Source organism: Sphingomonas cavernae (assembly GCF_003590775.1).
In the GTDB taxonomy this organism is placed as follows: Bacteria; Pseudomonadota; Alphaproteobacteria; order Sphingomonadales; family Sphingomonadaceae; genus Sphingobium_A; species Sphingobium_A cavernae.
In genome coordinates this window covers 438,930-452,669 of record NZ_QYUM01000002.1, presented here as the reverse complement: position 1 = coordinate 452,669, position 13,740 = coordinate 438,930, and the positions used below count along the sequence as shown (strand labels likewise).

Here is a 13,740-nt window from a genome sequence, read left to right as displayed (position 1 = left end):
CTGGCGCGATGTCCTTCGAGACGCCGTTTCGCCAAGCTCAACGGCTCCTCAGGATGAGCGGAGCAGGAGGCCTCTCCATTTGGCGCGGTCCTTGCTTCGCGTGGTTTCGAAAAGGGCCACGCATGATGACGACGACGGTTTTCCGACACCTGTTGCTGACCACGGCGCTTGCCGCGACTTCGGCCGGGCACGCGCAGGCGTTCCAGAACATCGATCAGCTCGAGACCGTGCTCGTTTCCGCGCTCGGCGCGGGCGTTGGCGAGCCCGGCGGGCCCACGGCGCCGATCGATCGGCGGCTGAAGCTCGCGCAATGCCCGCAGGCGCCCGTTTTCGACGCACCCGTGCTGGGCGCGGTCGCGGTGCGCTGCGCTTCTCTGGGCTGGCGGATCCGCGTGCCGCTGTCGCGCAGCCTGACCGTCACAGCGGTTCGCGAGGAAACCGTGATCCGCAAGGGCGATCCCGTCGAGCTGATCGCCGGCGGCCGTTTCTTCGAAGTGAGCACGCAGGCGGTTGCCGAGCAGGACGGCGCGCCGGGTGCGCGCATCCGCGTGCGATCGACGCCGAAGGCCGCTCCCGTCTTCGCCGAGGTCGTGCGTGCGGGACTTGTGCGCATTCCCGATTAAAGTAATTCCGTTAATTGCCGTTAAGAGCTTCAAGAGGGCGAAAGCCCGCTGAAAAGCGAAGGATATGACGATGATCAAAGGCGTCGGGCTTGGCCCCACAAGCAGGATCGAACCGGTCCGGACCAAGGCTGCCGAACAGGGTGGCACAGCCGCCGCTGGTGTCGAGACCAAGCCGGGTGCGCGCGAGGCTGCAGGAACCGCGGTGTCGCAAATGCTTGCCGACGGACCGCCCGTCGACAGCGATCGTGTGGCTGAACTGCGCGCGAAGATCGCCGATGGCAGTTACACGCTAGATCCGCGCGCGATCGCCGAAAAGATGATCGCGCTCGACCTCGGCCCCAAGGGCGACGCGTGACCGCCGAACTCGAAGATATGGTCGACGGGATCGAGCGGCTGATTTCGGCGCTAGACGGCCGCGATCCGCAGGCGATCGAACTCGCGAACACCGCGCTGACGCTCGCCGTCGGTCGGCTGCGCGGGCTGGGCGGCTGGCGCGACGACAGCGCCGAACTCGCCATGCTGGATCACGCGCTCGGGCTCGCCGAGGCGGCGCGCGTACGCGTCAACCTGCTCGGCGACATGGCGGAGCGCAAGCTCGACCTGCTCCAGCAGGCGCGCGCCGAGGCGCAGAATGCCGCGGTTTATGGCCGCAAGGGTCGTCGTAGCAGCACGGCACGCTAAGCGTCCTCTATGTCGCTCCAGCGCAAGCTGGGGCCCAAGCAATGTTCGTGCAACACTCCATAGTCTGGGCCATCGCCTTCGGTATCGTCTGGGCCCCAGCTTTCGCTGGGGCGACGGCTAAATGAAATTGCCGGTGGACGCGAGCAGCGCATCCACCCCAAATGGCACGTTAATTGCTGAACACCTCGCGTACCACGTGGAGGTGTCATGTTTCCGACAGTTGCCCCAGTCGCCGAAATCGCCCGGATTTTCCGGAAATGAATCCGGTGAACCTGAAGATCTGGGGCGACGCCGGGCGCGGTGCCATCTTCCCGCTCGCGACATTGCTGATCGTCGGCCTGATGGTCGTCCCGATCCCGGCCGTCATCCTCGACATCGGCTTCATCACCAATATCGTGATCTCGCTTGCGGTGCTGATGGTGGCGTTGAATGCCGCCAAGCCGCTCGATTTTTCGGCCTTTCCGACGGTGTTGCTGTTTGCCACGCTGCTCCGCCTCTCGCTCAATGTCGCTTCGACGCGTGTCGTGCTCGTCAGCGGGCATGAGGGGCCGGATGCAGCAGGCCACGTCATCGAGGCATTCGGCAGCTTCCTGATCGGCGGCGATTATGCCGTCGGCATCTTCGTCTTCGCGATCCTGATGATCATCAACCTGGTCGTGATCACCAAGGGCGCGGGCCGCGTTTCCGAGGTTTCGGCGCGCTTCACGCTCGATGCGCTGCCCGGCAAGCAGATGGCGATCGACGCCGATTTGAACGCCGGCCTGCTCACCCCCGACGAAGCCAAGGCGCGCCGTCAGGAAGTCGCGACCGAGGCCGATTTCTACGGCTCGATGGACGGTGCCTCCAAGTTCGTGAAGGGCGACGCCGTTGCCGGCGTTCTCATTCTCGTCATCAACATCCTCGGCGGGCTCGTGCTCGGCGTGGTCAGCCATGGTCTTTCGGTTGGCCAGGCTGCCGAAACCTATATTTTGCTCGCGATCGGTGACGCGCTGGTGGCGCAGGTGCCAGCACTTCTGCTCTCGATCGCGGCCGCCGCGATCGTCACGCGCGTTTCCTCGCCTTTCGACCTGTCGGGGCAGATCACCAGCCAGTTCGGTGACCGCCGGGCATGGGTGCCCGTCGCCGCGATCCTCGCGTTGCTCGGCGTTGTGCCCGGAATGCCGCATTTCATGATGCTCTCGGCAGCGGCGATCTGCGGCTTCATCGCATGGCGATTGAAGGGCAAGGCCGAGTCCGGGGGAGAGGCGGTGCAGGTCCAGGAAATGCTCGCCAGTCCGCAGCCCGCCGCGATCGAATGGGACGAGGTCAGCGACGTCGCGCCGCTCGGGCTCGAAATCGGCTATGGCCTCGTCAGTCTGGTCGATGAACGCAAGGGCGCGCCGCTGATGGGGCGGATCACGGGCATCCGCAGGCAGCTTTCGCGCGAACTGGGCTTCGTCGTGCCGCTGGTCCGCGTGCGCGACAATCTTTCGCTCGCACCCAACAGCTACCGTATCACGGTGGCGGGCGCGGTGATGGGCGAGGACGAGATCTGGCCCGAGGATCTGCTCGCGCTCGACGGCGGCGACGTCGAATTCCATGTCGATGGCCGCCCGGTCAAGGACCCGACCTTCGGGCTCGACGCGCTCTGGATCGGCGCCGAGCAGCGCAACGATGCGATCGTCGCGGGCTACACCGTGGTTGATCCCGCGACGGTCATCGCCACGCATCTCAACCAGCTTGTGCTCAGCCACGCCGCCGACCTGTTCGGGCTCGACGAGGCCGAAAAGCTGCTCGCCGCGCTCAAGGAAAGCGCGCCGCAGCTCGTCGGCGGGCTCACGCCGCAGCCTCTTTCGCTCGCCGACATATCGGCTCTGTGCCGGTCGCTCCTCTCCGAGGGTGTTTCGCTCAAGGACTTCCGGCGCATCGCCGAGGCAATGGTCGACGCCATGCGCGAGAATCCCGACATGGCGATGCTCGAGGAGAATGTCCGCAGTCGCATCGGCCCGATCATCATACAGGGCATCGTGCCCATCAAGATGCCGCTGCCCGTCATCACGCTCGACGCGGAGCTTGAGGGGCTGCTCGCGCAGGCGATCCGTTCGGGGCCGAACGCCTCGCATCCCTTCGATCCTGCGTTGTCGACGCGGATCATCGAATCGGTCACCCAGGCGGCGGCGCCGCTGGTGGGAGCGGCGCGCTCGTTCGCGATCGTCACCTCGCCGCTCGCCCGGCGCGCGCTGTCGCGGCTGCTGCGTTCGCATTTGCCCGACACGCCGGTGATCTCCTTCCTCGAAATTCCCGACGGCAAGCCCGTCGAGGTCGTCGCGGTCATCGGCCGCGATGCGCGTCCCGTCGCAATCGGCGAGGCGGTTCAATGATGCTTGTGCATCCAATGGAGGCGCTCCATGTCGTCCGCTAGCCTTGCGGTTTCTTCTCCCGTCTACGGGCGCAGGCCCGCGCAGAAGGATGCGCAGGCGCTGATCCGCGCGCATATGCCGCTGGTCCGCAAGATCGCATGGCACGTCCATGGCCGTGTCGCCTCGGCGATCGACGTCGAGGATCTCGCGCAGATCGGCATGGTCGCGCTGGTCGAGGCCGCCAATGCCTTCGAGGATCGCGGCTATGCCTTTGCGACCTACGCCTCGATGCGCATCCGCGGCGCGATGATCGACAAGCTGCGTTCGCAGGCCAGCATCTGCCGGTCGGCGATGGGCCGTAGGCGCGAACTCGCGGCTGTCCGTGCCAGGCTGGAGAACCAGCTTGGCCGCCGGGCCGACGAGGCGGAGATGGCGCAGGCCATGGGCCTCGACGCCGGCGCCTATCGCGCGGTGGTCGACGGTTCCGAAGCGACGATCCATGAATCGTTGGACGATATCTATTCGGACCATGCGATGTGGTTCGCGGATGTCGAGGAACGCGCCGACGATGCGCTCGAGCGCGAGGCGCTGCGCGATGCGATCGAGCAGGGCATCAAGGACTTGCCCGAACGTGAGGCGATGATCCTCCAGCTCTATTTCGTCGAGGAACTGAACCTTGAAGAGATCGCGCAGGTGCTCGGCGTGTCAGGCGCGCGCGTCTGCCAGATCAAGAAGGCCGCGCTCGACAAGCTGCGCGGCCACCTCGCCGACTGGAGCTGAGCGGGGCAAAGGATTTCGGATAAATCCGCTCACCCTGAGGAGCCGTTGAGCTTGTCGAAACGGCGTCTCGAAGGGCGCTCGGAACCGGTCCTTCGAGACGAGGCTTCGCCAGGCTCAGCCTCTCCTCAGGATGAGCGGACTAATTGGAACATCGTCGGGTCGAAGAGCCGTGGGCGGCAAAGAAAAAGGCCCCGCCAACCGGCGGGGCCTTTTTGCGTCGGGACAAATGAAAACCCCCGGCGCCATGTGGGGTAGGCGCCGGGGGTAGGGTGCTGCGCGGGAGGGACCATTCTCCCGCGAAGCTATCGGGTTGCGCTTAGCGCAGCAGGCTCATCACGTTCTGCGACGACTGGTTCGCCTGGGCGAGCATCGCGGTCGCGGCCTGCGAGAGGATCTGCGACTTGGCGAGGTTCGTGGTTTCGACCGAGAAGTCGGTGTCTTCGATCCGCGAACGCGAGTCTTCCAGGTTGGTCGAACGGCTGGTCAGGTTGTTGACCGTCGCGTCGAGGCGGTTCTGCACCGCACCCAGCGTTGCGCGGGCCGTCGTCACCGTGTCGATCGCGGCGTCGATCGCGGTCATCGCCGCATCTGCGTCACCGGTCGAGCCGATATCTTCGGCGTCAACCGCCAGCGTCGTGGCGGTGAGATCCGCCAGCGTGATGTCGAGCGTCTCGCCGGCCTTGGTGCCGGTCTGGATCGCAACGGTGGTGTTCGTGCCGTCGGCCAGCGCGACGCCGTTGAAGGTCGTGCGGTTCGCGACGTCGTCGATCTGGGCGATCAGCTCGGCGAACTCGGCCTGGAGGTTGTCCTTGTCGCCGTCGCTCAGCGTGCCGTTGGCCGACTGGACCGACAGTTCCTTCATGCGGTGGAGCATGTTGGAGACTTCGCCCATCGCGCCTTCCGCGGTCTGCGCCAGCGAGATGCCGTCATTGGCGTTGCGGATCGCGGCGCCGATGCCCTTGAGTTCGGCGGTCATGCGCGATGCGACTGCGAGGCCGGCGGCGTCGTCCTTGGCGGAGTTGATGCGCTTGCCGGTCGACAGGCGCTCCATCGCCGTGCTGAGGTTCTTGTCGGCGACACGCGAGCTGTTGTGGGCACGCAGTGCAGCGCTGTTGCTGTTGATGACAGTCATTGGATAATTCCTTTCCCGCTTCTTCTAAACCCGGCGGCCAGCGGAGAAGCGTGGCAGCCACGTGTCGATTAACGGCGCTGCCCGAATCTCTTTAAGCCGATAAAATTTCGTCGGCTTTCCGACGGCCCATGCGTCGGCTTTCCGTCAGCAGGACTCCCGCGGGGACGCGCGCGATCCTTTGAATGCGTGGCTTTCCATCTGGCATGGTTATTGCAGCGTTACGCCTGGAAGATGGTCGGGGGACCATCGCGTTCGGGGGTATTTGTTCATGGCCATCGCGATAAGCGACCGCGCCGCAGAAGCAAGTCCGACGCTCGCTGCCTGGATGACGGCGGCGGGGCTGCCCTGTGCTGTGGCCGCAATCAACTTCCCCGATCGCAAGCAGGGCCCACGCGTCCTCCACGCCAGCGAGATAGCCAAGGCGACAGTACAGGACGTGCTGATCGAATTCGAGGACGGCGCGCCCGTCTTCACCCCTTCCGCCAACGGGCACCCGGCACGGCTGCGCTTCGGCTTTGCCGACATGGTGTTCGGCCACGCGCTCGCGACCGAACTCGTCCGCCCGGCATATCGCCCCGCGACGGGCGAACCCGAATCCGCCCGCTTCCTCGAACTCGCCGCGCGCGTTGCCGCAAGCGACGCGACCGTCCTCGTGCTCGGGGAAACGGGCACGGGCAAGGAAGGGCTGTCGCGCTTCATCCACGCACGTTCGCGGCGCGCCGACGCGCCCTTCGTTGCCGTCAACTGCGCGGCGCTGCCCGACACCATGTTGGAAGCGATGCTCTTCGGTCACCAGAAGGGCGCCTTCACGGGCGCAGCAGGCGCGAATGACGGTCTGTTCCGCGCGGCCGATGGCGGCACATTGTTGCTCGACGAGATCGCCGAGCTGCCGCTCAACCTTCAGGCCAAACTGCTCCGCGTCCTTCAGGAAGGCGAGGTGCTCCCCGTCGGTGCGACGCAGACCGTGCCCGTCAATGTCCGCGTCATCGCCGCCGCCAACCGCGATCTTACGGTAGAGGTGGCCGAGGGCCGTTTCCGCCCTGATCTCTACTGGCGCCTCAACGTCGTTCCAATGGCGCTCAAGCCGCTTCATGCGCGCCGCCTCGACATCCGCGCGATCACGGCCGCGCTGTTTGTCCGCCATGCGCCGCGGGACAAGGCCTTTCCCTGGCCCACCGCCGCTGCGCTCGACCGGCTGATGGCGCATGGCTGGCCGGGCAATGTCCGCGAGCTCGAAAACGTCATCCAGCGCGCGATCCTGCTGCATGACGGCGAGCGGATCGAGGCGGGCGACCTTTCGATCGAGCGCTCGCCCTTTGGCGGGAGCGTGCCGACGCTCGTACCCGCCGCCGAGGAGCCCGCACTGCCAGCGGCCGGCCAGATGGTCGATATCACGCGCAGGATCCAGCAGCGCGCCGTCCGCGAGGCGCTGGACGCAACCGGCGGCCATCGCGGCCGCGCCGCCGAAAGACTCGGCATCAGTGAACGCACCCTTCGCTACCGCCTCGCTGAAATGCGGGCGGTGGCCTGACGTGGAGACGATGGAATGACCAAGGTGGATGCAGCCAGCGTGCTCGCCATGCGAAACGCGATCGTCCAGCAGAACGCCTCGCTGCAAAAGGCCGCGGGGCTTGCGCCCGGCGGTGCGGCCAAGAGCGATTTCGCAGGCGCGCTCAAGGGCGCGCTCAATGAGGTCAACGAGCTCCAGGCCAAATCCTCGGCTGCGACCGACGCCTATGAGCGCGGCGACACCGCGGACATTGCGAGTGTGATGCTCGCGCGCGAAAAGGCGTCGCTTGGCTTTCAAGCGACGCTTCAGGTCCGCAACAAGCTGCTGTCCGCGTACAAGGACATCATGAGCATGCCGGTCTGACATGAGCGAGCTCATCCCCATGCCCGAAACCGGCACCGTCCCCGCTCGCTCGATGGCCGCCCCGCGCGGTACGGGCGGCAGCCCCTTTGGCCCCGTGCTCACGCGCCTGCGCGAGTTCACCGCGCAGCCCGCGGTGCAGAAGGCGATGCCGGGCATCATCATCGCAGCCGTGATCGGCCTTGCCGCGCTCGTCTGGATGGCGATCGCGCAGCCGCCGCAGCGCGATCTGTTCAGCGGGCTTGCCGACACCGAGAAGGCCGCAGTCGTCGAGGCGCTCAAATCTTCGGGCATCGCGTACGATATCGACAACGCCACCGGCGCGCTCACCGTGTCGGAAGGCGATTATCATCAGGCCAAGATGCTGCTCGCATCGCAGGGGTTGCCCAAGAGCGCGCCCGATGGCGATGCGATGATCTCTTCGCTGCCCATGGGCGCGAGCCGCGCGGTCGAGGATCAGCGGCTGCGTGCGGCGCGCGAGGTCGATCTTGCGCGCACGATTGAAGCGATCGATGCGGTGCAGACCGCGCGTATCCATCTGGCGGTCGAGCAGCCCAGCGTGTTCCTGCGCGATCGCGCACAGCCCGCCGCTTCGGTCATGCTTCAGTTGAAGCCCGGCCGTGCGCTCGCCGAAGGCCAAGTCCGCGCGATCACGCATCTCGTCGGTTCGTCGGTGCCCGGCCTTGCGCCCGAGGGTGTTGCGGTGATCGACCAGAATGGCCGACTGCTCTCCAAGGCCGGCGGCGATCCGGCGTCGGAAGCCTCGGATCGCCAGATCGACATCCAGCAGCGCATCGAGGGGCGCTATGTTGAGGCGCTGACGACGCTGCTGACGCCGCTCGTCGGCGCGGGCAACTTCACGACCGAAGTTCATGCCGATGTCGATTTCGCCGAGGTGCAGGCGACGCGCGAAAGTTTCCCTCGCGAAATCGCAGCCGTCCGCGAGGAGCGCGGGAGTTGGACCAAGGAAGGCGCGCCCGAAGGCGCATCGGGTATTCCCGGTGCGCTTGCCAACACACCGCCGCCCGCATCGCAGGTCCAGGCCGCGCCCGGCGGCGCGATCGCGGCGCCCGTTGCCGCAGGTGTCGCACCCGCGCCGGGACCCGATCGCACCACCGAGAATTACAACCGCACCTTCGAGCTGGGGCGTGAGATTTCGGTCACCAAGCAGCCGGTCGGAAACGTCCGTCGCCTCTCCATCGCGGTGGCGCTCAAGAATCCCGAAGGCGCCAAGCCACGCTCGAAAACCGAGGTCGCCGCAATAGAGCAGCTCGTGAAGGGCGCTGTCGGTTTCGATCAGGCGCGCGGCGACCAGATCGCGATCAATGCGCGGAGCTTTGCACCCGTCGAGCTCCCGACGCCGAGCTGGTACGAGGCGAGCTGGGTCGGGACGACAGCGCGTAACCTCACCGCGCTGCTGGTTGCTGCGCTGCTCATCTTCGGGCTTGGCCGTCCTCTGCTCAAGCGGCGCGCCGAAGCCGCCGCCGAGCGCGCAAAGCTGGCCGAGGTCAACAAGCAGGCGATCAAGGGCGAGCTCGCATCCGCTCTGGCCACGCACGCGGCGGGCGATCCCTCGGCGCAGGTGACGCTCGACATGATCGAGGCCGCGCCCGGCTACGCCGCCCGCGCCGAACTGATCCGAAGCTTTGTCCGTCAGGATCCGGCGCGTGCAGCGCTTGTGGTGCGCGACCTTATTCGCGCCGACATGCCGCAGGCGGAGACACGCAATGCCTGAAGAAACGATGATCGAAACAGCCGAGATCCAGGGTTCGGAGGCTGCCGCCATCCTGTTGATGCTGCTCGACGAGGCAGAGGCCGCCGAGGTGCTCGGCAGGCTCGAGCCCGAAGAGGTCAAGCAGCTTGGCGGCGCGATGTTCGGCGTCGCTGACGTGACCGAGGGGCAGGTCAACGGTGTGCTCGACCAGTTCGTTCGCCGTGCGCGCGAGCGGACGACGATTGGCTTTGGCGCCGATCAGCAAATCCGCTCGATGATGGAACGCGCGCTTGGGCCCGACCGCGCCGACAAGGTGCTTGCGCGGATCACACCGCCGCAGCGCTCTGCGACGCTTGACGCGCTCAAATGGATGGACGCCTCGACGATCGCGGCGCTGGTCGAGAACGAGCATCCACAGATTGCAGCGCTCGCGATCGCGCATCTCGATCCCACGGTGGCGGCCGAAGTCTTGCAACTCCTGGACGAGGAAAGACAGGCCGATGTCGTCTACCGCGTCGCGACGCTGCGTCCCGTTACAGCAGAAGCGCTCGAGGAACTCGAGCGCATCCTGCTCCGCCAGGTGACCACCCCGGGGCAGGGCGTCACCACGCGCCGCGGCGGCACGAGCGAAGCGGCAAAGGTGCTCAACAACACCAAATCCGGGGCGGATCAGCGCATCATCCGCACGCTCACCAAGGTGGACAAGACGCTGGCGCGCGCGATCGAGGACGAGATGTTCGTCTTCGACAATCTGATGGGGGTCGAGGAGAAGAGCCTCGGCACGCTGCTCCGCTCCATCGAAAGCGAAACGCTGGTGCTCGCGCTCAAGGGAGCCGACGAAAAGCTGCGCGCGAAGATGCTCGGATGCATGTCGAGCCGCGCGGCGCAGACGATTCAGGACGAGATCGCCGATCGCGGACCGACGCGCCTGACCGAGGTGCAGGAAGCGCAGCGCGAGGTGCTGACTGTCGCCCGCCGCCTCGCCGAAGCCGGCACGATCATGCTCGCCGGAAAGGGCGACGACTATGTCTGACATCACCTCGGATCTGTGGGATTCGGTCGAACGTCGCGGCACCGGCTTTTCTCCGGCTGAGTTCGCACCATCAGTTCAGCCGCGCTTCGTGCCCTGGCACGACAAATATGCCGAACCCGCCGCCGCGCCCAATGCGCCTGCACAGGCCGAGGAAACGGGTCTGGTCGATACCGTGCAGCTCCAGGCCGACGCGTTCAGCGAAGGTTTCAACGAGGGGCGGCGCACGGTCGAGATGGAGGTCGCGGCCGAGCGTCAGGCGATCGCGCGCCTCGTCGAGACGCTGGAGCAATATCGCCCCGAGCCGCCGCAGATGCTCGCCGAGATGCTCGCTGAAACGGTCGACCGGCTTGTGCGTCAGATTGTCGGAGAGGTCGTGATCGACCGCGCCATGCTCGAGATGCGCGTCGACCATGTCGCGGGCATCATCGCCGAGGCCGCCGCGCCCGCGCGTATGCGATTGCACCCCGATGATCTCGAGCGATTGGGCAATGTCCGGCTCGAACTCGACCTGGTCGCCGATCCCGCGCTCATGCCCGGCAGCGTCATCGTAGAGACTGCAAGCGGATGGATCGAGGACGGCCCCGAAGTCGGCATTGAGAAACTGCGTCAGGCGCTCGAAAGGATGAGTGTGCCCCAATGACCGGCGCGCTTGCCCTCCAGGCCAGACGGCTGCTCGACGGGATCGACGTCGCCTCGCTCGGTCCGCGTCGCGTAGGCCGGCTCGTCGCGTTCGACGGGTTGATGCTCGAGGCAACGGGATTCGGCCAGCCGATCGGCTCGGCAGCGCGGATCATCGACGCCGATGGTGAGCCCGTACGTGCCGAGGTCGTCGGCTTTCGCGGTGACCGCGCGTTGCTGATGGCGCTCGACAGCGATCGTTCGCACGTTTGCGGTGCGCGCGTTGAGCCCGACGGGCTGGGCGGATCGGCGCAGGTGGGCGAGGCATTGCTTGGCCGGGTGATCGATGCCTTTGGTGATCCGCTCGACGGGCAGGGTCCGATCGGGGCGACGCACCGCTGGCCGCTTGGCGGAAAGCTCGGCAATCCGCTCAATCGCGCGCGCGTCACTGAGCCCTTCGACATGGGCGTGCGCAGCATCAACGCGCTGCTGACCGCGGGCGTCGGGCAGCGGATTGCGTTGATCGCTGGCTCTGGCGTCGGCAAGTCGGTGCTGATGGGGCAGATGATCGTGGGTGCCGAGGCCGATGTGGTCGTGGTCGGGCTGGTCGGAGAACGCAGCCGCGAGGTCACCGATTTTCTGGAGACCAAGCTTTCGGGCGCGATCAGGCAGAAGAGCGTGGTCGTAGCAGTGCCCGCCGATCATCCGCCGGTGCTGCGACTGCGCGCCGCAATGCGCGCGACCGCGATCGCCGAATATTTCCGCGCTCAGGGCCTCAGGGTACTGCTGATGATCGACAGCCTGACGCGCGTCGCGCATGCGCAGCGCGAAATCGGCCTGTCGCTGGGCGAACCGCCGACGATGAAGGGGTATCCGCCGTCAGCGCTGGCGCTGATCCCGCGGCTCGTCGAGCGTGCCGGCGTCGATGCGCGCACCGGGGGCTCGATCACCTCGGTCTACACCGTGCTCGCCGATGGCGACGATCTCGACGATCCGATCGTCGACACCGCGCGCGCCATTGTTGACGGGCATTTCGTGCTGTCGCGCTCGCTCGCCGAGCAGGGGGTCTTTCCCGCGCTCGACATTGGACGGTCGCTCAGCCGCGTCATGGCGGACATCGTGACCGACGAACACCGGGCCGCGGCGTCAGCGTTTCGCCGGCTGTGGTCGGTTTTTGAGGAGAATCGCGATCTCGTGCTGATGGGCGCGTACAAGGAAGGCAGCGATCCCGCGATCGACGAGGCAATCATGCGCCGCCGCGAGATTCTCGACTTCCTTAAGCAGGGTCAGAAGGAGCGCGTCGACTTCATCACCGCCGAGGCCGATCTGGTTGAAGGGTTCGCGCCATGAAGCAGGTCGTCAAACGTCGCGCGCGCATCGCACGCGTCCGCCGGGCTCAGCACCTTCAGGCCTCAGCGCATGCGCAGATGGCGGAAAACCGCGTGATGACGCTGGAAAGCCAGGCGGGGCACCTGATCCGCCTTGCCAGCGACCTCGATGCAACGCCGGGCGACGCTACCGGGGCGGCGCTCGCCAATGCGGGTGAACTGGCCCAGCGGTTGCGCGCTGCGCGCGACGGGCTGACCGACGCGATCGTTGGCGCCCGGGCGACCGCGCTGGAGCGTGCGGCGCGGCGGATGGAAGCGCGGATAAAGCAGGAAAGCGCCGAAAGGCTCGATCAGCGCGCTCGCACAGCGCTCGCGGAATATCTTGAACGCAAGGGCAATGTCCCGGTGCGGCGTCGTCCGCGCCTCGACGGGGGAGACGCATGATGTTGGCTGCCGGCGGATTGAATCTGGAAGCGGGGCTGACGCTCCGGTCGGGAATCGTGACGGGGCAAGATGCTGCGTCCGATACCGGCTTCACCCGGATTCTCGCGGCGCTCGATGCGGGGGCGGTTGCAATCGCTGCGCCACTCGATCCCGCCGTGCTCATGCCCGCGCCTGCGGAGTTGATTGTGGCACCAGAGGGGGGTTCAACGAACAACCCACCGATGGGCGCCGATGAGGTCGAGGATGCGACCCATGAGGCCGACAAGTCGGCCGACGCTGCCACGGTAGCGCCCTTCGTTGCACCGCCGATTCCGATTGGCGTTTCGAACGCCCGCCCGATCGTCGTCGATCAAACATTCGTCGCGCCGCGCAGCGACGCTGTGTGCGAGAAGATCACGACCGGCGCGCTCGCGGCCGCGATCCTGACCGATGCTGCGGCAGATACCGTCGCCGCTGACAAGCCTCCCGCACATCCGGACGCGCTTGTCGCTGCGCTCGCAAAATTGGAGGCTACGGCGCCGCGCTTCACGCTGCCGATCACGCCACAGCCGGTTGTTGAAGGCAAGGCCAGCCCGCCGGTTGCCATTCCAGTCGATAGCGCACAGACCATGGTGTCGGCCGCGGATCCGCTGGTGGTCGCAGCGCAACCTGACGCCCCGGCTGCGCCCGTATTGAGCACCGTCACGGCACCCGTTGCCGCCGATCCAACACGCCTCGGCGAGGCAGCGCCCGATACGGCGCGTCAGCTTGGCGAGCAGGCGGTTTCGGTGCGCCTCGACGTCGCCAATGAGGCCGAGATGATCGACCGGCTGGCGCGCGACCTCGCCCAGCTCTCGGGCGCCGAGGGGCGGTTGAAGTTCCAGCTCAATCCCGAACATCTGGGGTCGCTCCATGTCGAGGTCGAGCAGCGCGCCGAAGGCGTCTTGCTGCGTTTCGGTACCGAAACGGAAGGCGCGCGCCAGGTGATCGCCGATGCGCAGCACCGGCTCGTCAACGAGGCGCGTGCGCAGGGCATGCGGATCGCCGAAACGCATGTCGACCTCAGCAGCCAGAACCAGCAGGGCTCAGCCCGCGACAATCGCGCGCAACAGCCCGTCGTCATCACTCGGGGCGAGACCGCCGACGCCAGCATGGAGGCCGGTCCGGCCCGCCGCGCCGGTGCCGAGCGCTTCGCCTGA

General features: G+C 66.6%; 14 protein-coding genes. 13 read left to right on the top strand and 1 reads right to left on the bottom strand.

The window, feature by feature from the left end; translation table 11 throughout:
- The first annotated feature begins 125 nt into the window (after positions 1 to 125).
- The 5 genes from D3876_RS02430 (at position 126) to D3876_RS02410 (ending at position 4,423) form a co-directional block, all read left to right on the top strand.
- Positions 126 to 623 carry a flagella basal body P-ring formation protein FlgA gene (locus D3876_RS02430; protein WP_119760932.1) on the top strand — a complete coding sequence of 166 codons (498 nt, stop codon included), beginning with the start codon at positions 126 to 128 and terminating at the stop codon, positions 621 to 623.
- A gap of 64 nt (positions 624 to 687) precedes the next feature.
- A complete protein-coding gene (gene flgM, locus D3876_RS02425) occupies positions 688 to 978 on the top strand; it encodes a flagellar biosynthesis anti-sigma factor FlgM (RefSeq protein ID WP_238475207.1) in 291 nt (96 codons plus the stop codon).
- Positions 975 to 1,304 carry a hypothetical protein gene (locus tag D3876_RS02420; RefSeq protein WP_119759511.1) on the top strand — a complete coding sequence of 110 codons (330 nt, stop codon included), beginning with the start codon at positions 975 to 977 and terminating at the stop codon, positions 1,302 to 1,304. The genes flgM and D3876_RS02420 overlap by 4 nt, the downstream gene beginning before the upstream one ends.
- A gap of 257 nt (positions 1,305 to 1,561) precedes the next feature.
- A complete protein-coding gene (gene flhA / locus D3876_RS02415) occupies positions 1,562 to 3,664 on the top strand; it encodes a flagellar biosynthesis protein FlhA (RefSeq protein ID WP_119759510.1) in 2,103 nt (700 codons plus the stop codon).
- A gap of 27 nt (positions 3,665 to 3,691) precedes the next feature.
- The gene (locus tag D3876_RS02410; RefSeq protein WP_119759509.1) at positions 3,692 to 4,423 is read left to right on the top strand and encodes a sigma-70 family RNA polymerase sigma factor; all 732 of its coding nucleotides are present in this window, start codon (positions 3,692 to 3,694) and stop codon (positions 4,421 to 4,423) included.
- Between the two features lie 316 nt (positions 4,424 to 4,739).
- Here D3876_RS02410 and D3876_RS02405 read toward each other — a convergent pair whose 3' ends face one another.
- Positions 4,740 to 5,555 (bottom strand): flagellin N-terminal helical domain-containing protein, encoded by an 816-nt coding sequence (locus tag D3876_RS02405; RefSeq protein WP_119759508.1) that lies wholly within the window; start codon positions 5,553 to 5,555, stop codon positions 4,740 to 4,742.
- Between the two features lie 268 nt (positions 5,556 to 5,823).
- Here D3876_RS02405 and D3876_RS02400 point away from each other — a divergent pair, with 268 nt between their 5' ends.
- Genes D3876_RS02400 through D3876_RS02365 form a run of 8 tightly spaced genes read left to right on the top strand, consistent with a single transcriptional unit; the run spans position 5,824 to position 13,740 of the window.
- Positions 5,824 to 7,086 carry a sigma-54 interaction domain-containing protein gene (locus tag D3876_RS02400; RefSeq protein ID WP_119759507.1) on the top strand — a complete coding sequence of 421 codons (1,263 nt, stop codon included), beginning with the start codon at positions 5,824 to 5,826 and terminating at the stop codon, positions 7,084 to 7,086.
- A gap of 15 nt (positions 7,087 to 7,101) precedes the next feature.
- Complete coding sequence (gene fliE, locus D3876_RS02395; RefSeq protein WP_119759506.1) at positions 7,102 to 7,428, top strand: flagellar hook-basal body complex protein FliE; 327 nt, start codon at positions 7,102 to 7,104, stop codon at positions 7,426 to 7,428.
- A 1-nt stretch (position 7,429) separates the two neighbouring features.
- On the top strand, positions 7,430 to 9,160 hold the full coding sequence (fliF, locus tag D3876_RS02390; RefSeq protein WP_119759505.1) for a flagellar basal-body MS-ring/collar protein FliF: 1,731 nt from the start codon (positions 7,430 to 7,432) through the stop codon (positions 9,158 to 9,160).
- Positions 9,153 to 10,172, top strand: coding sequence for a flagellar motor switch protein FliG (gene fliG / locus D3876_RS02385; protein WP_119759504.1), 1,020 nt, complete (start codon positions 9,153 to 9,155; stop codon positions 10,170 to 10,172). Before fliF ends, fliG begins: the two co-directional genes overlap by 8 nt.
- Positions 10,165 to 10,812, top strand: coding sequence for a FliH/SctL family protein (locus D3876_RS02380; RefSeq protein ID WP_119759503.1), 648 nt, complete (start codon positions 10,165 to 10,167; stop codon positions 10,810 to 10,812). The genes fliG and D3876_RS02380 overlap by 8 nt, the downstream gene beginning before the upstream one ends.
- Positions 10,809 to 12,140, top strand: a complete 1,332-nt coding sequence (locus D3876_RS02375; RefSeq protein ID WP_119759502.1) for a FliI/YscN family ATPase — start codon at positions 10,809 to 10,811, stop codon at positions 12,138 to 12,140. Before D3876_RS02380 ends, D3876_RS02375 begins: the two co-directional genes overlap by 4 nt.
- Complete coding sequence (locus tag D3876_RS02370; RefSeq protein ID WP_119759501.1) at positions 12,137 to 12,562, top strand: hypothetical protein; 426 nt, start codon at positions 12,137 to 12,139, stop codon at positions 12,560 to 12,562. The genes D3876_RS02375 and D3876_RS02370 overlap by 4 nt, the downstream gene beginning before the upstream one ends.
- Positions 12,559 to 13,740 (top strand): flagellar hook-length control protein FliK, encoded by a 1,182-nt coding sequence (locus D3876_RS02365; RefSeq protein WP_119759500.1) that lies wholly within the window; start codon positions 12,559 to 12,561, stop codon positions 13,738 to 13,740. The genes D3876_RS02370 and D3876_RS02365 overlap by 4 nt, the downstream gene beginning before the upstream one ends.